Genomic DNA, 25,762 nt, shown 5'->3' on the forward strand with positions numbered 1-25,762 from the left:
TTTTTCAGTTTTATTAATTTCCTATTTTCGGTCAAACTCAACTTTAGCAACTACCGGCAGATGATCAGATGGGAACCTGTTATCCTTAATGTCGCTTAAGGCAGCATATTTTCTGACAGCTATTCCCTTTGAAACGAATATGTAATCGATTCTCCGGTTTAGTTTACTATTTATGTTGAATCCACTAAAAGTTCCAACAGGTCCATAAGGTGCTTTTGAAGATACTTCTCTGCTATCTATCATTTCTTTTTTAATAATAGCTATGCCCTCTGAGTCAGGCTCAAGATTAAAATCCCCACATAATATGACCATTGATTGCCCTGCAATCTCACCAATCTTCTTAAATATTAATCGTGCAGATTCCACTTGAGCTATTTTGCCACGATGATCAAAATGCACATTAAATACATAAAACTTTGCCTTTGTTTTTATCGACTTGAATTTTCCCCAGGTACAAATACGCTTGTAATCAGCATCCCAGCCTAAGGAGGGCACATCGGGCGTTTCACTTAACCAGAAATTACCAGAGTCGAGTAGTTTGAACTTATCTGAGCGGTAAAATATGGCTGCATGTTCACCTGCTTCCTTTCCATCGTCACGACCTTTACCAAAATAGTTGAGCCCTTCTATTTCAGCAATGTCATCCAATTGCTCTTTAAAACCTTCCTGAGTTCCGAAAATATCAAACTCGTGGTATTCAATTAAGGACTTTAAATGGTCAACCCTGAATTGCCACTGGTTTATGCCATCGCTTTCTGTTTTTAATCGCAGGTTATATGTTGCGACATTTATGCTCTTCTGAGCAAACAAATTCACTCCAAGAAAGAACAGTATTAGTAATACCTGGTGTTTTTTCATTGTATGGCGTGCTTTTCAATTACTATTTAGAAATCGTAAACCCAAGTTTCTTAAGCCCTTTTTGTACATCTGCATTTTTCATGAACAAATTCCATAATAGACCTGAGCGATAGTTCTCAATCATGACAGGAATTGGGCCTTGATCAATTGCCAAATAGCGTGGCAAATACCAGTTGTCGGTATGGCTGTAGGCATCGTACGGCCCATATTTACCTACTAATGAATCAGCTTCGGTATACAGGTATTTCAAGAATTGCATCGATTCTTTAGGTGTATAGGGAAATGATGATAAGGCTGCAGTTGGTGAGATGACGCCCAAATCGGATTTACCGGGATGATGTCCGGCATAGCCACGCATCGAATAACTGGAGGTTAATCCCCATTGATCCGAACCATAACCTTTGTATCCGTATGGATTATCCACACAATACTTATAATGAATCAGCGCATGGTTAGTCGTTAATTGCCAATAATCGGCATACTTATCTTTCAAACCTTTAGGGTTAAGACCCAAGTATGAATAGTGCGCCCAGAAAAGAGGTCCTATAGGATCATTATTATGCTCATAGTAGTTTAACACGGTTGACAGGCCATAATAAACAGTATCATTTGCAATAGCGCCACTTTTAGCCCATCCTTTATCGTATACAGCGGGCTTAATACCGTGTGTTGGCGATGACGCTGCTAAAACGTACATAATCAAACATTCGTTATAACCACCAACCGGGAAATTCATGTCCCACTCGTATTCTGGTGACCAATGCCAGTACAATACATCTTCACCTCCTTTGGTGTACCAATCCCACTCAACTTCTTCCCAAAGTTGATGGATGTCTTTTACCAATTGCTGTTCGGCTTCATTACCTCCCTCGAAATATTCAGCTACTGTCAGCAATCCTTGTATCATAAACGCTGTTTCTACCAGGTCGCCACCGTTATCCTTTTTACCGAAAGGCCTGACTTTTCCTGTTTGTCCATCGAGCCAATGTGGCCAGGCACCATGAAAACGATCGGCTTTGCCCAGAAAGTCAACAATCTGCTGCATTCGGGCCAACACCTCACTTCGAGAAACAAAACCTCTTTCTATCCCAACTAATAACGCCATCACACCAAATCCGGAGCCTCCAAGGGTTACAATATGTTCATCATTTTGGGGATATTTCCCATCGAGGTGAATCCGTTCACAGGCCATTCCCGAATTAGCTTCAGCGCCATCCCAGAAATATTGAAACGTCTGGTATTGAACCAGATTGAGAAGCGAATCTTCCTGAAGTTGATTATTTGGTTCTGGTACATTTGATGTTTGTCTGGTTTTGGTTTGACACCCGACCATCACAAACACTCCAACTATGACAGCAATTGCTATCGGTAATATTTTATTCTTCATGTTATTCATAAGTAAATCCAAGTTTTGTTAAACCAGCCTGCACTTCGGGGCATGACATCAGCAAATCCCATATTAATCCGGTACGATAATTTTCAATCATAATAATGATGGGCCCCTGATCAATGGCAATATATGAATCGGCAGTCCAGTCTTCTGTAGCGTTAAAGGCATCGTAAAAACCATATTCACCCCAAAGACGATCGCCCAACATGTAATAAAAGAAGCGAATGGCCTTCATTGATTCTTCTGGAGTATATGGTAGCGATGAGATAGCAGCTGTTGGGGTAACCACCCCTAAATCGTTCGTTGGTGAATGGGCAGAATAGCCTTGGTGGTTATCGCTGGCCGTCAAACCCCAGCAATCGGCACTGTAACCAACAAAATGATTCTGGTTTTTAATACAATGAGCCTGATTGATTAATGAATGATTTCTATTCTGTTTCCAATAGTCAGCATAGGTATCCGACAGATTTTCAGGATTAATGCCTAAAAAAGTATAGTGTGCGAAAAACAATGGTCCTCCATAACTGTATCCAACCGGAAGTTCTATTCCATAGTATTCTGAACCATTGACTATCGCCCCATTTTTGGCCCATCCCTGGTGATAAACATCAGCAGGGATGCTATGGCTTGGTGATGAAGCGGCCATGATATAGGTGATCAGGGCTTCGTTGTAGCCCTGTATTTTCATATTCATTTCCCAATTATAATCAGGCGACCAGTGCCAGTACAAAACATTTTGTCCGCCCTGTGTGTACCAATCCCACTCAATACCTTCCCATAGGTTATTGATTTTTTCTATTAATATGATCTCATCAGTATTTGATGCATCTAAATATTGGCGCGCAGCTAACAAGCCAGCTGCCATAAAGGATGTCTCAACCAAATCACCACCGTTATCTTTGGTACTAAAAGGCTTTGCCTGACCGGTGGTACCATTTAACCAATGCGACCAGGCACCATGAAAACGATCGGCCTCTGCAAGGAAATCAACAATTGTTGTCAATCGTTCAACTCCTTGTTGGCGTGTAATAAATCCACGTTCAATGCCAACAATGATCGCCATCACGCCAAATCCTGAACCACCAGAAGTGACTGTCTCACCTGATGTGTTACGTTCTCGAGCCATACCACTAACGGGGTGACCAAAATCCCAAAAGTATTTGAAGGTTTGTTCCTGTATTTTAGTTAACAGAGCCTCATCACTAATCTCAGAAAATTTCAACGTCGAATCAAGCTCTGTATAATAATTCAATTCCAGGCCATCGAAAGGTCTTCCTACCTTGTTCTCAATATCTGATGAAATGCTGAATAAATAGTTGCTCCACCCTGCATATGTTTGATTGGCCGAAATTGAAATCGTTTGATTATCCACTTGTGCAATGATAAAATCCTCTGAATTACCATATAATCGAAGAGATGAATAATCCTGTACATCACTGGCTTTAACATCCACATTAAAGCGAATTTGTAATTCCGCTTCTCTGTCAATATCCATAATCCTTGTGACAGGCTCAACCTCAATGCCATCAAATTTTATCGTTTCAACTAACAGTGGCTGAATAAGCGTAGTAAATTCATAGCTCTTTTCTTCAAATACCTCATTGTTTTCACCTCTCAATTCCTGTTTCAGAACGAGCTGGTAATTGCCTCCTTCAGATAGTGAGGGATGCGCTATCTTAATCAGTTTATTATCGTTAAAAAAAGAAAAAGTCAATTGAACTAACTGCTTATCAACATCGTAAAGCATGATGTTTTCTCGGGCTGATTCCTGGTTAACAGCTGCATCAAATCGTATTTGAATGACCTCATCCAGAGGCACTGATCGATTGGTGCCCGAAATTGACAATTCTGTATCGCCGACATAAACATAGGTGACACTTAAAGTTGCCGCTTGCTTTTCATCTGTGTCTTTTTTACATGATGATGCTAACAAAAGGAGAACGATACTCGTGAGAAGTAAGGATATAAATTTACTATTCATGGGAAACAATACTGTTATATGAACTATGAAAAAATTGAAGTAATGCTCCCCTGTCAAATACAGGGGAGCATCCACTCAATAAACCATCAACTTAGTTTAAAGACCGTCATTTTTTAATAACATTACCTCTTCAGCTGTTAAAGCCTTTTTAAATAGATATAATTCATCCATCATACTTAAGTCAGAACTGTGCCCCCATCCAGTAAATCGTGGAGCGCCTGACATAATTGAAAGAATATCACAGCCTGTCCAATCAATACCATTAAACGTACCTTGTTTTACTTCTACACCATCAATGTAAACTCTTGCTTCAGTTGCACCAATAGTAAAAGCAAAATGCACCCACTCACCTGTAGAAGGATCCGCATCAGCTGCCTCACCACCATCGAACCAGGTATCAGCAGAACCATCACCAACGTTCAGTTTAAAACGTTGTGTGGCGCCATCATTACTAGCTTCACGGAAGAATCGAAAACCGCTTGTTCGATCATTCTGAGCATCCGGATTAGCAGTATCTTCAGGCCCCATAACCAGGATACCTGCCCGATCTGTTGCGTCATTGATATTTAACCAAAAGCTGGCACTGAATTCATCATTTTGAATATCAACATTTTCGGTAGAGAATGTAAGATACGTGTCTGCAGCTCCTTTATAAGCATCGCGGACAACGCCCCTTCCATAATCGAAAACAGGCGAACCAACAACCGTCGCTTTTGTAGCTGTAATGGCATCTTTATAATTACCATCGAAACCCATATAAAGTGTCGATTTTTCTTTTAGCATAATGGTCTGAATCTCTTCCTGAGTCAAAGCTGTATTGAAGAGTCGTAGTTCATCCATAGAACTGCCATCTGAAAGGTGACTCCAGCCGGTCCAGTTAGGCGCACCAGACATAATGGATATCACATTACAATCCGTCCAGTCGATGCCCTCAAAGGCTCCTTGTTTCACAACTTCTCCATTGATATATACAACGCCTTCAGTATCTGAAATGGTGAAAGCAAAGTGCACCCATTCGCCTGTATTTGGTGTCACATCAGCGGCTTCTGCTCCATCGAACCACGAGTCTGCAGTGCCGTCACCAGCATTTAACTTAAAGCGCTGTGTGGCACCGCCATTACTAGCCTCACGGAAGAATCGGAAGCCTTTAGTACGGTCATTGTTATCATCAGCCGGCGGAGCAACTGTTAATATTCCGGCACGATCCATTGAATCATCAATCTTCATCCAGAAGGTAGCACTAACAGCGGCAGCACCATCCAAAATAGATGAAGGGAAAGTAAGATAAGAATCCGTTGCCCCTACATAAGCTGTTCCTCCCTGAATACCATCACCAAAACCAGGAGTACCAAAGCTGCTAGCTAATGTCAAGCTGTTCATTTCTCGGAACTCATTATTAAAAGGCATATAGAATATTTCACCTTCGTATTCCGGCACATAAGGAGGTGCTTTAACAAAATTGACACTAACTGTTGAGCTTTTTCCATCAAGATCTGTTGCTTCCACCGTTAACACATGGTTGCCGGTTGTTACATTATCATAGTCATATTTCTCAAGAAAGACACGATAATCAATAAACTCAGAATAGCTGCTTATTTCGGCACCGTCAACTTTTAGGCTAACAGTACCTATTTCGATATCATCCCTCACTTCAAAATCAATGGTAATTGATGCAATTGCTTCATTAGTCTGAAGCTCATAGCCTTCAGGCGGGAAATTTACTGTTATCTGTGGCGCTGATTCATCGGCCCCCGGATCAACAGGTGAAATAGGGTCAATGCCAACGTTGCAAGAAGCAAAGAATGCAACGCTAATAATTCCGATCAAAAAATATTTTATCATCTTCATGTTCTTTAATTTAAGATACTGGTTAACGTTGATAATCTTTTAACACAGGCAACTGATCCACTTGATTTTGCGGATAAGGCAAATAAATCTTGTCTTCAGTGAATGTCCGTCCTTCATAACTTAGTTCAGCATAATTCCCCAGGCGAACCATGTCGTAAAAACGTGTGCCCCATTCCATGGCTAACTCCGCAAATTTCTCATCCATCACCTGTTCGCTGGTTACACCACTTAAATCTGTTAACCCCGCTCTTCCTCGTACCTCATTCACTGCTTCGTCGGCAGTCATCACGGAGCTGCTGGCTCCACGCGTCAATGCCTCAGCATGCATCAATAATACTTCGGCATAGCGGATGCAACGGAAATTGTTGTTTGAACCATAATCATTACGACCCGGGATTAACTGGTCGGATGGTAAATAGTGCTTACCACTTGAAAACATGGCGCGCGGATAATCCAACACTTCATCGCCAGATGGTGTTACATTAGAAATCCATTCGGGCAAAGTCGCATAAGCCGCATCCTTCTGTATCTCAGCTATCCCCCGTGGGGTAAATAAAACACTGGTTTGCAGGCGGGTAGTTTCACCTCGATCCAACATGAACTTAATCCATTTGATACTTGGCTCGTAAAATCCCCAGCCACCACCGGCTCCTTCAACTTTAGGATTATAGAATGCCCCTTGTGGACCAAAAAAGGCAAATAGGTATGATGTACGGTCTCCTGATGCTTGTCCGAAGTCAGAGTATTGATATTCAAAAATATTCTCATCATCCAGTTTACCCGGAATCTTAAACAGATTATAAAAATCACCGGATAATTTAAATTCACCGGAGTTGATGATTTCTGATGTGGCATCAGCTACCCCCTGGTAGTTTTTCAACTCAAGGTTAGCCAATGCTTGAATAGCCAATGCCGTATATTTTGTTACACCACCCCTGATATCAGAACGTTTGTTAGGGTGTATATCCAATAAGTAAGGAATTGCTTCATCCATTTGATCTGACAAGTGTTGCATCATTTCATCCTTGGTTGTCGGCATAACACCTACAAGGTCAGTCGGCACTGAATTGGTTGGAATAAAAACATCGCCCCATACACGTGTCACCTGGAACAATAAAAATGCACGCAACACTTTAGCTTCTGCTATATATTGATCGCCCAACGCCGGATTACTGGCAAACTCCTGGTATTTTTCAATTTGCTCCATAGCTGAGTGACACATGAAAATATCATTGTAAGACACCTGCCATAGTGAATTATACATCCAGAAATCTTTGTTGTAGTTGTATTTGTCGGTTTCAGCATAATCCTGCTGATCACCTAAACCACCGTGGTTCACATCATCGCCCCTGACAGAGATAAGCGGAAACTCTTCCCATCCTCTGGTGTAAACAGCTTCATAAGCGCCTTTCAGTGGCAAAATCATGTTTTCTGAGATGGTGTAATCGACATCTTCTGTGAAAGATGTATTCAATGGTAACTCATCCAGTTTGTCAGAACATGAACTCACCATCACCAGTGCAAAGATTACATTTGCTACTATTATAAATTTATATATTGTCTTCATTGTCATGCCTCTTTGAATTAGAATTTAACGTTTAAGCCGATTGTATAAACAGCCGGAATAGGATAAGTCTGTAAATCGACACCATTGCTAACCTCAGGATTAAAACCATTGTAATTAAATACCGTTAATGGTCTTTCGGCAGTTAGTGAAATTCTCATGTTTGGCATAGCCGTACCAAACCATTCCTGTCCTTTGAGGTTATAGGCCAATTGAACGTTCTGGATTCTGAAGAAGGCGCCGTCTTCCACAAAATAATCACTCATTTTCTGGTTCCATCCTTTGCGCAATCCTTTAGATGAAGGATACTTACCAACTTTTACAACATCAACTACATTGTTGTTTTCATCCAATGAAATCTGTGTGCGGTTGGTCGCCAAATCAGCATCCATGTTCAAATCAGGTGTCCAGATAACCTGACCGCGTTTGCGGTTAAGAATTTTATTACCTGTTTGTCCATAGAAACTGGCTGAGAACTCGAAATTCTTGTATTGAAGACCTAAGTTACCGCCATACATAAAAGAAGGCAGATATGATCCAAGTACCACACGGTCTTCACCATCAATAACACCATACCCTTCTTCACCTTCGGCCTGCTGGTCCTTATATTTATAATCACCAGGTTCCAGGTTGTTAGCTACAGCTATTGGATCGTTGTTTACTTCATCCCATGAACTATACACTCCATCAGTTTCCCAGCCGTAGAATGCTAAGATAGATTCACCAACAATACTTCTCTGACGAAATTCTGCACTTCCACCATCAATATATTCCTGTCCATATAAATCACGCACTTCATTTTTCAATGTTGACATATTAAAGCCAACACTATAACTCAGGTCGCTATTAATTTTGTCGCTCCAGTTTAAAGCCAATTCAAAACCTGAATTTCGAATCTCTCCAAGGTTACGACGTACACTACCACCTACGAATGGCACCTGGATTGGAATCACTGCATTTTTAGTATCGCGAATGTAATAATCTGCCTCAGCTGAAAGTCGATTATTTAACCAATTGGTTGTCACACCAAAGTTTGTTTCTTCGGTTACTTCCCACTTTAAATAGTCAAATGTACTGGATGTCTGTGTTCCATATTCATAAATATCATCAATGGCCAGGTAAACATTATCTGTTGTACTGGCACCATCGCTGGCTGGCACACTGTTGTTACCCAACTGTCCCCAGCTGGCTCTTAACTTCAGATAATCCAGAAAATCAATATCCTGCATAAAACCTTCTTCGCTCAGTACCCATCCGGCACCAACGGTTGGAAAATAACCCCATTTTTCCTGATACTTAGATGTACCATCGGCACGGTATGTTCCATACAATAAATAGCGGTTTTTGAAATTATAGGATATACGTCCGAAATAAGATAGACCATAATAACGACTGGCTTCGTCATAAACCTGTTCAACTGGTATATTACTTGACTGGCCTACGTACCACGATTCTTCATTTTGATAAGGGAACCCAAGCCCCTGTGCATTTAATCGGTCATAAGCCTCATCACGGTATTCTGAACCAAGCATAACCGTTAAATTATGATCGCCAAAACTATCTGTATAAGTCACAACATTATCCCAAATCTGGTTAAAGTAGGTATTAGTTCTTGAAGTGACTGAAGCATCTTCCTCATCTCTTCTATAGTTATCAGTAATATAGTAGGGAAGTCTAACATTGCGGATTAGCTGACTCTCTATGCTAGCATTATACGTTGTTTTAAACGATAACTTAGAAGGTAGAATATCAATTTTTGCATAGAAGTTAGCCAGTGTTTTTCGGTTCTTCGTGCGGTCATTACTAAAATCCATACTTGTGAATGGGTTTTGAGGACCACGGTAACCCAACACTGTGGCATCCGAATAAGGCGTTGGCCAGGCATCCACATTCAATTCATCAATGACAGGCATTATCGGCACAGCCCAGTAGGCACGGCTCCATGCTGAGTTATCAGGGGCATACCTGGTTGAGTTACTAAATAACACGTTACCTCCGATGGTAAACCAGTCGTTGGCTTCATAGTCCAATTTTGAACGGAGGTTAAATCGTTCAAACTCATTTTTCATATCCAGAATACCTTGCTCTTCGAAGTAGCTGGCACCAATCGAATAAGTAGCTGACTCACCACCTCCTGCAACATTGATACTGTGGTTCTGAACTTGTCCGTGTCTTAAAATCGCATCATACCAGTCGGTGTTTACATCCGGCACATTGGGATTCACACGACTTCTGCCGTAACGCTGCATGGCATTCTCAATGTAGCTAACATCAGGGTCGGAACCCGATTCATAGGCCATAGCTGTAAATTGTTCAGCATTAGCCATTTTTACCACATTCTGCGCCACCTGGGTACCATAATAACCGTCATAACTTATAATAGCTTTTTGATTTTTGCTTCCCGACTTTGTCTCAATCAATATCACCCCATTGGCTGCTCTAACACCATAAATTGCTGCTGCCGAAGCATCTTTTAATACCGATATGGAAGCAATATCAGATGGATTAAGGAACGTAATATCATCAAAGAACATCCCGTCAACCACGTATAAAGGATTGGTATCACCAATGCCAGGGTAGGAACCGATACCACGTACACGCACCGTTGGTGCTTCACCGGGTGCACCGCTACTCACTATTTGCATACCAGATACTTTTCCCTGCAAAGCTTGCATGGGCTGACCAGATGGTGTTTTAGCCAGGTCGTCGGATTTAACAGTGGTAATGGAAGATGTCAGATCTTTCACCTTCATTTCACCGTATCCAACAACCACCACTTCATCCACTAATTTCATGGATTCCTGAAGAACCACATTAATATCCGTCTGATTATTGACCGGTATTTCTTGTTTTTCAAATCCGATAAAACTATAGACTAATACAGCATCAGAAGACACCTGTAGTATATAATTTCCGTCTATATCAGTTATGGTTCCCTGAGCACTTCCTTGTATGGCAACTGTAACCCCTGGAAGACCCACATTACTTGCATCAGTCACTTTTCCTTTTACAGTCAGCATCTGCTGTGCAAAAAGGAGTGTTGATACCAATAACATGGTAATAACAAAAAGAGTTTTTTTCATAACGCTTACATTTAAGTTGTTTACTCGGCAAAATTAGGCCGACCCATAGCAGTTTGTAAAGAAAATTACCACACTACTAACTCTCTTTGTTAAAAAATGCAAAATGTGGCCTTCATAATTACCTCATCTCTTACCTAGAACAAATATCTATAATGCTGTTTTTGTGCTTTTTACTAATTTATATTTTTCACATTTACTATTTATACTTTCTGTAGTATTTACTCGATTAGTGAGGCAATGGACTAACAAAAACAGGCTACATTTGTATTCATTTTAATCGTACAATGAAAAATCACTAACTTTAGTCAACTAACATTAAATGTTTTTTACATTTTTAAAACACCTTGATTTATTCAAGATTGTTCAAATTAAAATGCAGTCAAAAAGAACTTATCAGCATACTTCGCTTTTTATAAAAGCACTATACCTGCTTATCTTTACAATTAATGGCTTTTCAACAGAAGCTGTTGAGTTGGTCAATTTTGAAAAAACAGAATACAAGGCTGCCAGTCAAAACTGGTCAGTAGCATTTGACAGGGATGGGATAGCATACTTTGGTAACAGCTTGGGTTTACTGGAGTTTGATGGTGTTTCATGGATTCTTCATCCTTCGGTTAATGGCTCCATCATCAGGGCGGTAGCTACCGATTCAACTTCTCGCATTTACACTGCCGGCTATAGAGAGGTTGGTTATTGGGAGCGAAATCGCTTTAATGCACTTATTTATCATTCTTTAACCTCTTTAGTAGAACAATACTTCACGCAAAACGAAGAAATATGGAATATTTTGGTTGTTAAAAACAAAGTATACTTCCAATCGTTCTCAGCAATATATAGTTATGATGGAGAACAGTTTCAAGTTCTAAAGCCAGGTGGATTCATCAATTACTCAACAGAAATTGATGGAGACTTATTTGCATCCATTCAGAAAAAAGGCATTTATAAAATAACAGACAAACAAATGGTGCCCTTTATTGAGTCGTCTTTCTTTGAGGATAAGATAGTACGGTTTTTTACGGTTTTAAATAATCCTAACAGTTACCTTATTGGCACTGAATCAAATGGATTGTTTTCATATAATGCTCTTACTAATCAGTTTAAAGAATTTGCCCCCCACCTAACAGATTTCTTTGCACGCAATAAAATAAATCGCGGGCTAAAAGTTCATTCCGAAAAGATAATCATCGGAACCATACTTGATGGAGTTTTGGGCATTGATGTCAATCAACAATTGCTTTTCTCACACAATAAGACACAAGGCTTACAAAGTAACACGGTTTTAGGAGTAGCTTTGGACAAAAACGATAATATATGGATGGCACTTGACAGAGGAATAAGCCTTATGTGCTCACCAGATAAAAAGCCTTATCGAATCATCAACAATGAAAAATTAGGAGCCGTATATTCCGCTGCTGTCTATAACAATAACTTATACCTTGGAACCAATCAGGGTTTATATTGTAAATCATGGCCCGGTAATATGGATGATTACAAGTTATTGCCTTATACCCAGCAACAAGTATGGGACTGTAAAATAATTGACAACCAATTGCTTATTGGACACAACTCTGGCACTTTCCTCATTGATGGTGATAATCTATCAAAAATATCAGAGCAATCTGGAGGTTATTCAATTATTCAACACCCTTCTAATCCAGACCTTGCAATACAAAGCACTTACGCCCATTTAGAACTATTTAAACGTAAAGGTGGTAAATGGCGTTTTACCAATACAATCAAAGGATTTAATAACCTAATTCGCTTTATTGAGTTCGATCACATCAACAATTTATGGGCATGCCATTTATATGGCAATATTTATAAACTACAATTAAATGAACGCTGCGATAGTGTGATATCTGTGAAACAATATGATTTACCAATTGCAGACTTCAAAAATAAATCTAATAACCGTGTCTTTAAGATTGGAGGGCGATTAGTTTTCACATCAGGCCAACAACTGTTTACCTACAATGACTTAAATGATTCCATAGTACCATATACATATTTAAATACTAACCTGGGACATTATGCTTCGGCACATCGCATTATTAAAGGTCAAAATCACCACTATTGGTTTATCACTAAGCAATACATAGGATGTTTTAAGATATTGCCCAATAGCATTAGCAAAACTTCGGAATACCCAACCAGTATATTTGAAAACCACTTAGTCCCAACCTATGAAAACTTGCTTCCGCTGGATGATGATAATATTCTGGTATGCCTCGAGAATGGTTATGCTCTCATCAATACAAATATAGAAACAGTCACTGATGAGATTACCCAACACAAACCACTACTTCGAAAACTGGAAATCAGGACGAAAAATGGTAAAACAAAGGCACTATCGATAAACTCAACAAACGTATCAGTTCCTTTTAACTACAACAGCATCAACTGTAATTATGCTTTTCCGCTTCTCAATGATGAAAAAGTTGTCTATCAGTATAAGTTATCAAACTTAAATGATTACTGGTCGGCACCAATGGATAAACCAATTTTTGAAATTAACCGAATCCCTTCTGGTGTATATACATTGAGTGTTAAAGCCATCAATATTTGGAATAATAGTTCGCAAATTCACCAAATTACAATTTCTGTTAGTCAGCCTTGGTATAAATCTATTCCTGCAATAATCATTTACGCGACGATAATTCTTCTCTTAGTTCTCCTATCGAGAAATATCACAAAGCGTAAGATTAAAATGAAAGAACAACGGATTCGAGAAGAGAAAGAGAAAAAGATTATTAAACTAAAGAATGAAAAGCTAGAGTCTGAATTATCATTTAAAAGTCAGCAGATTGCAACGTCCACTATGGGCATCATCAAGAAAAATGAATTTCTAATGTCGCTTAAGCATAAGATAAAGCGACACAAATCAGACTTAGGATCACGCTATCCGGATAAATATTACAAAGAGCTTTTATCACAGATTGATGAAAATATAACCGGACAAGATGACTGGAAATTATTTGAAACCAATTTCGAACAAGCTCACGAAGCCTTTTTGAAGTCACTAAAGTCAACCTACCCCAATCTCACCCCGGGCGATTTACGCTTATGTGCCTATCTTAGGATTAACCTGTCATCAAAAGAGATAGCCTCCTTATTGGGTATTTCGGTCAGAGGGGTTGAAAATCACCGATCGCGTGTACGAAAAAAACTAGACCTATCTGCAAAAGACAACCTGACGGACTTCATTTTACAATTATAAGAAAGACAACGATTCATATTCAATACCTGAAGAGCAGAGAATTCTATAGAATTTTAAGAACAGGTGGAAAGCATAAAAAAGCCTGACACGCAATGTATCAGGCTTTCTTTTGGTACCCAGAGCCGGGATCGAACCGGCACGATATTGCTATCACTGGTGTTTGAGACCAGCGCGTCTACCAATTCCGCCATCTGGGCAAACACTCTATTGAGCTTTTTGCGGTTGCAAAGATAAGTCAAATCCTTTGTCCTGCAAGAAAAATCAATAAAATGTTTCAGTTTTATTTAGACCTCTGTGCTAACTAGCTCTTTATTAGCATCCATTTTTTTGGTTACATATCCATAAACAATTAATGAAACAGCCGAAACAGAAGCAATACCCACAAAAACAAACCAAATGTAATGTGCATGATCATATGCGGTTAACTTCTCAGCTTCAGTTAATGTCAATGGATCTGGACACCATTTCTCCAATAAAACACCTGACAACCCAAACCCTAATAAGGATGATAAGAATGAGTGCAAATGGCTAAAACCAAGATACAGTCCTTCTTCTCCTTTTGGCGCTTGCAATGAGAAATATTCAAGGAAACGAGGTGAAATAAAGGATTCTGCCAATCCCTGGAATCCAATACCAACAATCATCATAAAGGCCACCGGGTGCATATTAACAAATCCCATGCTGTCTCCACCAATCATATTACCAGCAGCCATGGCAAAGGCCGAAACCGGCATAATAAACATACCAACAGTCATCGAAAACAACGCACTTCTTTTTTTGAAAAGCGAGGTTATCAATCCTACTGTTGTAAACACCACCAATGGATTGACGTTGGCATACCACGATGGAGAAGCTCCTTCACCAGCCATCCGCAACACATATTTAGGCATAGTGGCATATAACTGATGCTGTACCATCCAGAAACCAGTGATAATGATTATCAGAATCAACAATCGGAAGTTAAGAACAACTCGAACCAATGCTTTCCAAATTTCTTTAATGGATTTACCTTCTCCGTGTGTTACACTCGGACGAAAAAAGAAAATGATAGCAACCAGTGCTAACAGAGTCATACCAGCCGAGAAGTAACTGATATTAATTAAACCAACATTACCCATTGCCTCACGCAAGGGTTTTACAATTGTTTTTCCTGAGAAAGAACCAATATTTACGATTGTATAGAAGATGGAAAAACCGGTTGCTCGTGTTGCAGTCGATGTTTCTTTTGCAACCGTACCCGTAATTACCGACTTAATAAAGCTACCGCCAATTATAATCAAAGCCATAATAGGAATGATGATGTACTTTTCATTGGCATCTTTCAATCCGGTAAATTCCGTTGTAAATCCATACTGTGCTAAACCAGCTCCTTCAAGAAAAGTTGGAAAAACACCCAAACCTGCATAACCAACCGTTAAGAAAGCAAATGCAACAACCAACGACTTTTTAAAGCCAATTTTATCGGCATAAGCACCAGTAAAAGTTGGAAGAAAATATAGCAATGCACTAAAAGTACCCGAAATCAAAGCAGCCTCAACATCTGAAAAGGCTAGGATTCGAGATAAATACAATGTGATAACAATAAATACACCGTAATAGGCAGCTCGTTCTAATAACTCAGCAAAGTTAGCCACCCAGAAACCTTTACTGAACCGTTTAAAAAAATTGACAATCCCAGTCATAAAAAAGTAGTTTATTATTAATTTCTCTCAATTTAATTTCACATGATAGTAATACTATAAATCACAAAAATAGTTACTTTCTTTTTGCGAAATGTTTACATATGTCAGCAAATGAACATTTATCGCCAAATATAACCATATAGAATCAGACATCTAAATCATCGCTTACCCTACATCGACAGTCAATTCTGAAATATTACCTTTGCAAAAAGACCTATAACAATGATACACCCAACCAAAGGCATTGTGCTCAATCATATAAAGTATAAAGAAACCAGTATTATTGTTAATATCTACACACAACAATTTGGCCGACAGAGCTATATGGTTAACAACGTGCGTACCAAACGCAACAAAGGCAACTCCATCTTGCTCCAGCCAATGACTTTGCTCGACATGGAAGTATATTATCGTCCAAAGTCAGAGATTCAGCGGATTAAGGATTTTAAAGTAGCTCATCCACTAAGTAGCATTCCATTTAAACAGGAAAAAAGGGCTATGGCCTTTTTTTTAACCGAACTAATGAGCAAAGTTCTAATGGAAGAAGAAAAGAATACCGACTTATTTAATTTTTTATACCACAGTGTAGAGGTATTTGATACCGGCATCAACGGCGATTATAATTTTCACTTATTTTTCCTGTTTCAGCTAACCCGATTTTTAGGCTTTGGCCCGGAAACCAATCACATTGATGCCCTCTTCTTTGATCTAATGAATGGTTACTTTACCAGCACCGAACCTTCGCATGGTTTCAGCATTAGCGGTCAGTCATTAGTCAACTGGAAGAAACTTTTTTCGATTGAAATACAAAATCTTCAGGAGATAAAATTAAGCGGCCAGGAACGTTATCAATTGCTCGAAAACTTATTGGAATATTACAATCTGCACATTGACTCATTAGGCGAACTAAAATCTCTTCCTATTGTTCATCAGTTGTTTCACGATGAATAAGCACTAAAGATTGACAAAAAGAAAATAATCGTTAGTCAAAGAATTAGGTACATTGACTGTACAAATCCGATGTTTCCACAAAACTAATCGCAATTTAAAAACTTAATGATTAAATTGAGTTACTTAATCACTTTAGCCTATATCCGTATAACATCATCATGAAAATAAACTCGAAGTTTCACAATCTGGAACCAAGCTTCCTAACAACTCTAAAACCTTTAATTAAAGAGTTTAACGCTATTGACTTAGCCTCAGGACACACAGGTTTCCATTGTTCACCTAAGCTTATTTCTTTAGTTGAAAAACACTTGCGCGAAGGTTTAAATAATTATGCTGATGCTGCAGGTGAGATGATGCTTCGAACAAAGATGGCTGCCAAAATTAATGCTCTGTACGATCGCCAGTACAATCCAGAAACAGAGATAACAATAACTGCAGGCGCAGCGCAAGGCATTTATACAGCCATCGCTGCATTAGTCAAAGAAGGTGATGAAGTCATTGTTTTCGAACCGGCCAATGAGTATTATGCACCTGCCATTGAGATAAATGGTGGTCAGGTTCGCACCATTCCCATGTCAGGAAAAGAATACCATATTGAATGGGAGTTGGTACAACAAATGATTTCGAATAAAACTCGCATGATTATAATTAACTCACCACATGCACCTACAGGTTGGGCAATGGGTGAAATTGATATGCTACGCTTACAGAAAATTATCAACGGTTCTAAAATCATAGTACTGAGTGAGGAGACCTTTGAACACGTGCTGTTCGATGGTCATCTGCACCAAAGCATAGCCTGTTTTCCAAAACTGGCCGAAAGAAGCGTCATTGTATCATCCATTGGTGAAACCTATCATGTAACAGGATTTCAGATAGGCTACTGTGCAGCACCTGAAGCAATCATGCGTGAGTTCCGCCAGGTACACGAGGCGATGATGTACAGCGTTAATTCTCCTTTCCAATTGGCCATAGCCGATTTTTTAGATGAAAAAGAGGAGTATAAAAAGCTCAACGCTTTTTACCAGAACAAACGAGATAAATTCCTGAATTTGTTGGAGGGAAGCCGTTTTAAAGCACTTAAGTCATCAGGCTCCTTTTTCCAGTTATTGGATTATAGTCAGATAAGCGAAGAAAAGGATCGTGACCTGGTGGTACGCCTGATAAAAGAGCATGGGATTGCCGTTATGCCTATTAGTGCGTTTATTAGTGAGCGACAACAACGCCATCATATACGCATTAACTTTGCCAAACCAGACGAAGTTCTGGAGGAAGCTGCCAAGCGACTAAAAGAAGTTTGACTTTTGTTCTTTTCAATGAAACCATTACTTTTGCAGCCACAATGATGGTCCCGTAGTTCAACGGATAGAATAGCGGTTTCCTAAACCGTAGATATGGGTTCGATTCCCGTCGGGACTACCAACTTCACTTTCAAAACATTACAATAGCCTGCAAATTTTGCAGGCTTTTTTGTTCTCTATTTTCTTTTCTTTCCTATTTTTATCCGCACAAATGCAGATTCAATCGGGATCATCTGCTAAGCTATAAATCATGAATTATTTCGACATCGTAACAGGCATTATACTAATTCTGGCAATTATTAAAGGCTTTAAAAACGGCTTAATCATTGAATTGGCATCATTAGCCGCATTGGTTCTAGGGCTGTTTGGAGCTATCCAGTTTAGCAGCATTACCGAATCTTATTTAATTGAATATATCGATTCGTCATACATCGGTGTAGCAGCTTTTATCATTACCTTTATTTTGATTGTTGTAGGGGTGCATTTGATTGCCAAAGCTGTCGATAAATTAGTTTCTACCATTGCATTAGGCATGATAAACCGAGTGCTCGGCGCCATCTTTAGTGTTCTTAAATATGCTTTTATCATCAGCGTTATCATGGCCATACTAGGAAGTTTCGAAAAGACGTATAGCCTGATTCCTGAAGAGCAGAAAGAATCATCGCATTTATACGGACCATTAAAATCGATTGCACCGTCCGTTTTTCCTTATTTACAATTTGATGATGTGCGCGATCATGTTGACAACGCCAGAAAAGGAATTGATGTTTAGCTGCTTATTTTATCGAAGCCCCATTTAACGAATCGTTAAAAGCATGCAATAGTGCATCGTTATCAACCGGTTTTTCAAATACATAGGCAAAACCCATATTTTGATATTTTAGTTTATCTTCTGCACTTAATGACTGGCAGGTTTGTCCAATAAAGGGCACATAAATACCCATTTGACGAATACCTGGAATAAAACCTTCCAACTCAAGCCCGGGCATCTCTAAATCCATTAGAACAATATGTATATCATTACGCTTCAACAATAATTCGCGTGCTGATTTCTGAGTTCGTGCCGATATCAGCGTAATTTTTGTACGATCGAGTACTTTACGCATTTGCAATTGAGCTGTACTGGTAGCATCAATCAGTAACATCATTTTGTTAGACCAAGTGTAATTAGCTGGCGTTTTTATAACGGGCTTCTCCTTCTCTACTTTCGAAACAGCTCCGTTTGAGTGAATACCATTAACACGTCCATTCACATGTCCGTTAGTCTTTAAAGGGAGCGTAAAATAAAACTCCGACCCCGTTTCTGGCTCTGAAACTAATCCAATCTCTCCACCATGCGCTGCTATCAAACGTTTACAAATTGACAAACCTAGGCCTGTGCCTCCATAGTTTTTCGAGGTACTCTCATCTGCTTGCCTAAATGGTTCAAATATTAACGACTGCTTATCCAGTTCTATTCCTATTCCAGTATCACGCACGTAAAAGCGCACATGATTATCTTCTACTGTATATCCGAACTCTACAAAACCTTTTTGAGTGAATTTAAAGGCATTGCCCAAGAGATTTATAAACACCTGACGTAATCGACGATGATCACAAACAACATTCAATACGTCATTTTCTTGAGGTAAATTAAGGTAGAACTTAAGGTGTGTCTTTTGATCAATGGCCATTCGTTTTTCAAACAGCAAATGTAGTTCTGTTAGCAACCTTGTTATATTGTACGACTCCTTAGCCAAGCGCAATTCTCCACTCTCAATCTTAGCGAGATCAACAATATCGTTTATCAGCTCCATCAGGTTTTCTGAGCTCTTGTTAACGATGTCGATGTATTCTATTTTCTCAACTTCCGAGATATTATCTTCTTTCAACAAATTGGTAAACCCAACAATGGCATTAAGTGGTGTACGAATTTCATGGCTCATATTAGCCAGAAATGCTGACTTCAATTTGTCTGCTCCAACAGCTTTTTCTTTCGCCACCAGCAACTCTTGCTCTGCCTTTTTCTTTTGGGTATAATCTCTGCCAACAATTAATAACGACGACAATTGTGCACTATTCGTTTCGGGCGTAATCGTCCAGTCAAAGGCGCGAATCACATCTTTAAATCGGTATTCAAGTTCTACATTTGTTGAAGTGCCCAAATGCACTACTTTATCAATACCTTTCGATAAACCCTCAACCAACTCTTTCGGCAATTCCTTTATCGTTGTCAAATGAAGCCCTAAACATTGATGTTCGCTTAAGCCAAAATCACTTAAAAACGACTGATTACAAAACGATAAAACACCAGCATTATCTATACGAATAATATGATCGGGTGAGTTTTCGGTTAACGCCCTAAACTTCTCTTCACTATTTCTTAATGAAACTTCATTATTAATACGTTTGGTTATATTATGGATAGAAAGGTAATAGTGCAGATCACCTTCCAGATTCAGTGTTGTCATATAGATTTCGGCATGCACTATTTGCCCCTGTTTGTTAACCAATTGCGTATCGCCTCTATAATCAACTCCCTGCTTCACTCCTTCGATAGAATCATTCAGCCGTTGAAAACATTCTTTATTCGGTAAAATATCCTGAACGGACAGTTCAAAAATTTGCTCTTGTGTATAATGCAACATTTCGCATGCCGAAGTATTTGCATACATCAACTTCAAGTCAGCATTTATAATAAGGATACCATCAATTGTAGCCTCTATAAGCTTGCGGTTACGTTCTTCACTTTCACGCAGATGCACCTCTGTCTTTTTTGCCTGAGTAATGTCTTCACCAATAATCAGGTAGCAATCTTCGCCTACCGATTGTGGAGCAGGCGTTCCCAGCACCCTAACAATTAACTCTTCTCCATGCTTGTCGCGCATGTGGGCATCCATGGTCCCAATACCATTCTTGTTGATATTATCGTAAAACCGTTGAATTGCCACTTCGTTCTGTCGGCCATCAAAATACAAGTCTGCAATATTCTGACCAATCAGTTCATCCTTCGCATAACCCGAATGCAACAATGTTGCTTCATTAATATATTCGATGACCCGATTGCGAACCAGGATAATACCTACTGGCGCAGAACTCAGTATATTTTGCAAGAAACGCTCTTTATCAGCCAGCTCCTGATTAACTTTCAGTATCTCAGCATGACTCCTTCGAATTTCAACCGTTCTAACTTCTTGCTCGTAAGTATTGGAAATCAATTTGGCTGCCATCTGTAGCAAATCTGTTTCGTGAGGCAACCATTCGCGATAAAAGCTACACTCATCAAAGCCAATAAAACCAAAATATTGTTCTTTCACCCAAAGAGGATAAACCAGAATAGACTTTATTCCTTGCTGAGTAAGCGACTCGTGAACTTCATCAGGCAAAGTAGTTATATCTGTTGCTTTTATGACATTTTCCTCAATTAACAAACGACGCCACTCTTGAAAATCATTATACGATAAGCTCTGAAGGTTATCAATTTCCGGGCTAACAGCTTCGTTGCACCATTCGTAGGTATTGGAGAAAGCTTGTTCATCATCATGATTTTCAAAAATATAGATACGGCTTACATCGGCAAACTGCCCCAATACACCTAGTGCATTACCAATTCGTTCATTAAATGATTTGTCAGAAGATAAAACTGAAGATAGATAAAGTGGCAGGTAACCTGTTGAAATAGAAGATGATTCTCCTTCCGGTTTAAAAGGAGCGCCCAACGCACCTCCATAAATACGTTTCATCATTCGCTTTAAGCGTGCATTCTCAGCTAATAATGTTTGTACGTTCTTTTCTTCCACGTTTCTATTTCAAAATATCACTTAAATAACAAGACTCTCCTTTTATACAAAAATAGGTTTTTCACAAGCATAAACACTTTCGTTGCTAAATGAAAATAAGCCGTTCGTGTAAAAAATTGAACATTTTACATATGTATATTCCTTATTTGACAATAATAAGCGCGAGTAAAATCGATTTCTGATTAAAAGTTTAAATATTCGTCCAAAAAGTACCTGCATAAAATGGGTATTTTTAAATCAATCGCTATTTTTGAGAAAAATGTTTTTGGATGGAGCAAAAGAATGGATTAGTCATTAAATCAACCGGTAGCCGTTATACTGTCTTGTCAGATGATGGAACAACAATCGTTTGTCAAATCAGGGGTAAAATACGACTTAAAGGCATCAAAAGTACTAATCCTGTTTCGGTTGGCGATCGTGTGGTATATGACGATGACGGAATGGGTGAAGGAGTAATTTCGGCTATTCAAGAACGTAAGAACTACATCATTAGAAAGGCGACTAACCTATCCAAAGAATCGCATATTATTGCGGCCAATGTTGATCAGGCCGTTTTAATTGTCACCATCAATTATCCAATGACTTCGCGCGTATTTGTTGATCGCTTTATTGCAGCCTCCGAAGCTTATAGCATTCCGGTTACAATAATATTCAACAAAACAGACCGATACGATGCCAAGCACCTCGACATTCTAAAAGAATGGCGCACCCTATACGAGAGCATAGGTTATAAGACCCTTGCTGTTTCGGCAAAAAAACAAGAGAACCTTAGCGAAGTAGAAGCCCTGCTAAAAGACAAGATATCCGTTTTAAGCGGACATTCGGGCGTAGGTAAGTCGACACTTATCAATCGGATTGAACCTGCTCTAAACCTTAAAACTGCAGAAATTTCTGCCATCCATCAATCGGGCAAACACACGACAACATTTGCCGAGATGCACCCTCTCAGTTTTGGCGGCTATATCATTGACACACCTGGCATTAGAGGATTTGGATTAATCCACATCGAAAAGGAAGAGTTGTATCATTATTTCAAAGAAATATTTGAATTTGCAAAAGACTGTCGCTTTAACAACTGCACCCACTATAGCGAACCCGGCTGCTCAGTTAAAGCGGCTGTTGAAAATGGCGACATTGCCTATTCGCGTTACGAAAGTTACCTAAGCATTTTGTTGAACCGAAACGATAAATACAGATAAAGTGCCTGAACGCCCCCAATAATGAAAAAAGCCTTTGTCATATCATTTATCAGCATAGCTTTTCTAATAGTCTCCAACGTCTATTATTACCTCGACACCTACAATTGGCAAGTTAACACTCAGGAAGAAATCCTGTTGAAGCAATCGTTAATGGTGCGCGATAAACTTGACCAGTTTGCTAACAAGACAAATACAAGCATCTCTATTTTAATCTCTCAAAATGAACTTGATAAGCTATTCATTTCACGAGGTCAATCCATTGAAGTACAAAAGCGATTGGAATTATTATACAATAGCTTTAGCGAGCAACTTAATGAACTATCTGTTTACGATACTAATGGCAATGCTTTCGAACTTCGCCGAAGTAAACAAGGCACCTTCATCTCAACTTTTACCAATTCTGAGCATATTAATGTCCGTGAGTCTAAAGTGCTGATAAATCCGCAGGGCACACGAATCATTTACATCCAGCCACTCCATCATGAAAGTGAAATTATTGGTTTTGTTAAATTTGACATGAACCTGAAAAGTTTCTTTACATCTGTGTTTCACAACTTCAATGTTAAAGACGTTAACTTCCAATGGGTAATGAAGCCCAATGGTGAGGTTGTCTATAACACCCTCAACATAGATGAATTTATCCCAATTATTGAGGGTATTGATGATAAAATTGGTACTGAAGACTACTTTTCAAAAGTACATACTTTAAAAATAGACGGCGAGCACTCTTCCGTGCTAACCATGTTTAGCAAGCTCTATTTTAACGGCGTTAGCTATTACCTGGCTTTTTCAATGCCACAAAAAAACATCACAGCATCCATCGCCCGTTATTCTTTTCTTGTTGGCGGCATCTCTCTATTCATTATATGCCTGATAATACTGGTCTTTAGCATTTACCAACGTCGGTATGCTGAAGATGAACAGACCCTGAAAAAATCAGAACAAGCCTTGCGCAAGATGGTATATTACATGCCAGTAGGTGTTGTGTTGATGGATAACCGCAACCGTATCCGACAGGTTAACAGAGCTGCTTTAAAGCTTTTTGCTTTTGATGACGAAGACCAATTAGTTGGACGATTTGCCACTGATGATGTTTTGTTTGAGAATAAAACACGTTTGGATAAAACGTCTTATTCCACACAATCGAATAAATACATATTAAAAAGTAAATCAAACGAAGAGTCCGTTATTCTTCATGAACAGATACCATTCTTTATCCTACGTGAGAAGTATACTATTCAGGTTTTCATGGAGGTGTCTTCGCTTGAAAAAGAGCGGAAAGACGAAGAAATGGCTCACAAGGCCAAGTCAACGTTTATTGCCAATATCAGCCACGAACTGCGCACACCACTCAACGGCATTATTGGAATGACGGACATTCTACTATCATCAGAACAAGATAACCACGAGCGCAACCTGTTATCAGTTGTAAAACGCTCGGCCGATACCTTGCTGGCACTGATCAATGACATATTGGATTTCTCAAAAATGGAAGCTGGTCGTTTTGAAATTGAAGCCATCCCATTTGACCTACACGAAGAAGTTGAATCGACTATTCAATCTTTTAGGCAAAGGGCGCAAGAAAAGAACATTAAGCTAACCTGGACTTCAATGATTAAAATACCTGATCATTATCTGGGCGATCAAATCCGCATTCGACAAGTGTTGAATAACCTCTTGAGCAATGCGGTGAAATTTACAGAACAAGGCCGTATCCATCTTAGTGTAAAACAAGCGCGCGGCATTAACGGCTCTCCAGCTATTTTATTCTCATTAAAAGACACAGGCATTGGTATTAAGGCCGAAAAACTGGATGCGATTTTCAACTCTTTCTCACAAGAAGATGAAAGTACGACTCGCAAATATGGAGGAAGCGGACTTGGTATATCCATTTCAAAACAATTGGTTAATATGATGGGTGGCGAAATCTGGGTAAACAGCCCATCAGGCCTTTCTAAGCAACCTGAATACCCTGGAACCGAATTTGCTTTTACGATTCCTTATAAGTCAAAAACACATCATAAAACATACAACTACAACCATATTACATCGCTTCGCAAAGTGAGGGCATTCATCATCTCCGATGAACCATTACAGGTTCGAACATTGATTAAAAACCTGGCATCATTACATGTTGATTATAAAATATTACCACCATCAAACGAATCCATCGACATCATCAGAACGGACAATAAACATCATTTATTAATCATTGATCATCGACCCGATTTTAACGGTTTAGACTTTCTGCAAAACATATACAACCATCGCCTTCACAAACGCATGCCAATCATATTGCAGAGCTCTGATTTTGAGCGAGCCAATACTTCTTTGGCCAAACGCATTGGCGCTGATGTATTCCTTAATAAACCGGTTGAACTCAAAACACTTGAAGATTTCATCCTGCGTTTCTTCCAAAATATACCCGAGCGAAAAACCGACATAACAAAGTATCGAACCACTCAACCACTAAAGGTATTGGTTGCGGAAGATAACGTTTTAAACCAACGCGTTGCCATAAATTTGTTTGGTAAAATTGGGCACTCAATCGACCTGGCCTCAAATGGTCTTGAAGCTGTTAATAAAATGCGCCAAAAGAAATACGATATTGTATTTATGGATGTTTTAATGCCACAAATGGATGGCATTGAAGCTATTCAGAACATGCGTAAAGACGAAAAAAGCTGTCCGATTATTGCCATGACAGCAAGTGTTGACGAATCGGAAAGAGACAGGGTGCTTCAAGCTGGTATGGATGATTTTATTACTAAACCCACAAAAGTAGAAGATCTTTCGCGTATGATTGCCAAGTGGTGTAATGTATAAACATGCACATAAGAATTAAGTCAACTGAGCATTACGAAATAAAACTGAATAATCACCGTTTGTGTTGATGTACTTCAAACCAA

Annotated in this window: 14 protein-coding genes and 2 tRNA genes; 7 read left to right on the plus strand and 9 right to left on the minus strand. The window is 39.2% G+C overall.

Features of this window, described 5'->3' with window-relative positions; genetic code table 11:
• Window positions 1-21: 21 nt before the first annotated feature.
• The 6 genes from J1N10_RS07750 to J1N10_RS07775 all read right to left on the minus strand — a co-directional run bounded on the left by J1N10_RS07750 (window position 22) and on the right by J1N10_RS07775 (window position 10,724).
• Window positions 22-858 (minus strand): endonuclease/exonuclease/phosphatase family protein, encoded by an 837-nt coding sequence (locus J1N10_RS07750; RefSeq protein ID WP_262326123.1) that lies wholly within the window; start codon window positions 856-858, stop codon window positions 22-24.
• 22 nt (window positions 859-880) lie between these two features.
• A complete protein-coding gene (locus J1N10_RS07755; protein ID WP_262326124.1) occupies window positions 881-2,254 on the minus strand; it encodes a glucoamylase family protein in 1,374 nt (457 codons plus the stop codon).
• Window positions 2,247-4,229 (minus strand): glucoamylase family protein, encoded by a 1,983-nt coding sequence (locus J1N10_RS07760; protein ID WP_262326125.1) that lies wholly within the window; start codon window positions 4,227-4,229, stop codon window positions 2,247-2,249. The genes J1N10_RS07755 and J1N10_RS07760 overlap by 8 nt, the downstream gene beginning before the upstream one ends.
• 96 nt (window positions 4,230-4,325) lie before the next feature.
• Window positions 4,326-6,077 (minus strand): LamG domain-containing protein, encoded by a 1,752-nt coding sequence (locus J1N10_RS07765; protein ID WP_262326126.1) that lies wholly within the window; start codon window positions 6,075-6,077, stop codon window positions 4,326-4,328.
• Window positions 6,078-6,099: 22 nt separating this feature from the next.
• On the minus strand, window positions 6,100-7,644 hold the full coding sequence (locus J1N10_RS07770; protein ID WP_262326127.1) for a RagB/SusD family nutrient uptake outer membrane protein: 1,545 nt from the start codon (window positions 7,642-7,644) through the stop codon (window positions 6,100-6,102).
• 17 nt (window positions 7,645-7,661) lie between these two features.
• Window positions 7,662-10,724, minus strand: coding sequence for a SusC/RagA family TonB-linked outer membrane protein (locus J1N10_RS07775; RefSeq protein ID WP_262326128.1), 3,063 nt, complete (start codon window positions 10,722-10,724; stop codon window positions 7,662-7,664).
• A 373-nt stretch (window positions 10,725-11,097) separates the two neighbouring features.
• Between J1N10_RS07775 and J1N10_RS07780 the strand changes: the two genes are divergently transcribed.
• Complete coding sequence (locus tag J1N10_RS07780) at window positions 11,098-13,941, plus strand: sigma factor-like helix-turn-helix DNA-binding protein (RefSeq protein ID WP_262326129.1); 2,844 nt, start codon at window positions 11,098-11,100, stop codon at window positions 13,939-13,941.
• Between the two features lie 110 nt (window positions 13,942-14,051).
• Here J1N10_RS07780 and J1N10_RS07785 read toward each other — a convergent pair.
• A tRNA-Leu gene (locus tag J1N10_RS07785) sits at window positions 14,052-14,138 on the minus strand.
• Window positions 14,139-14,225: 87 nt separating this feature from the next.
• Window positions 14,226-15,623: an MFS transporter gene (locus tag J1N10_RS07790; RefSeq protein ID WP_262326130.1), complete on the minus strand. Its 1,398-nt coding sequence runs from the start codon at window positions 15,621-15,623 to the stop codon at window positions 14,226-14,228.
• 222 nt (window positions 15,624-15,845) lie between these two features.
• On the opposite strand from J1N10_RS07790, the gene recO reads away from it, so the two are divergent.
• From recO to J1N10_RS07810, 4 genes are all read left to right on the plus strand, one after another.
• A complete protein-coding gene (recO, locus tag J1N10_RS07795) occupies window positions 15,846-16,574 on the plus strand; it encodes a DNA repair protein RecO (protein ID WP_262326131.1) in 729 nt (242 codons plus the stop codon).
• A gap of 158 nt (window positions 16,575-16,732) precedes the next feature.
• The gene (locus tag J1N10_RS07800) at window positions 16,733-17,875 is read left to right on the plus strand and encodes a methionine aminotransferase (protein ID WP_262326132.1); all 1,143 of its coding nucleotides are present in this window, start codon (window positions 16,733-16,735) and stop codon (window positions 17,873-17,875) included.
• A 46-nt stretch (window positions 17,876-17,921) separates the two neighbouring features.
• Window positions 17,922-17,996: transfer RNA gene (locus J1N10_RS07805), tRNA-Arg, on the plus strand.
• Between the two features lie 129 nt (window positions 17,997-18,125).
• Entirely contained in the window at window positions 18,126-18,647 is a 522-nt protein-coding gene (locus J1N10_RS07810; RefSeq protein WP_262326133.1) for a CvpA family protein, read from the plus strand.
• A gap of 4 nt (window positions 18,648-18,651) precedes the next feature.
• Here the strand turns inward: J1N10_RS07810 and J1N10_RS07815 are convergent, their stop codons facing one another.
• Window positions 18,652-21,654, minus strand: a complete 3,003-nt coding sequence (locus J1N10_RS07815) for a PAS domain S-box protein (RefSeq protein ID WP_262326134.1) — start codon at window positions 21,652-21,654, stop codon at window positions 18,652-18,654.
• A gap of 269 nt (window positions 21,655-21,923) precedes the next feature.
• On the opposite strand from J1N10_RS07815, the gene rsgA reads away from it, so the two are divergent.
• Both rsgA and J1N10_RS07825 read left to right on the plus strand, forming a co-directional pair.
• Window positions 21,924-22,853, plus strand: a complete 930-nt coding sequence (rsgA, locus tag J1N10_RS07820; protein ID WP_262326135.1) for a ribosome small subunit-dependent GTPase A — start codon at window positions 21,924-21,926, stop codon at window positions 22,851-22,853.
• Between the two features lie 21 nt (window positions 22,854-22,874).
• Window positions 22,875-25,679 carry a response regulator gene (locus tag J1N10_RS07825; RefSeq protein WP_262326136.1) on the plus strand — a complete coding sequence of 935 codons (2,805 nt, stop codon included), beginning with the start codon at window positions 22,875-22,877 and terminating at the stop codon, window positions 25,677-25,679.
• The last annotated feature ends 83 nt before the right edge of the window (window positions 25,680-25,762 follow it).

The organism is Carboxylicivirga litoralis (genome assembly GCF_025499605.1).
GTDB lineage: Bacteria > Bacteroidota > Bacteroidia > Bacteroidales > Marinilabiliaceae > Carboxylicivirga > Carboxylicivirga litoralis.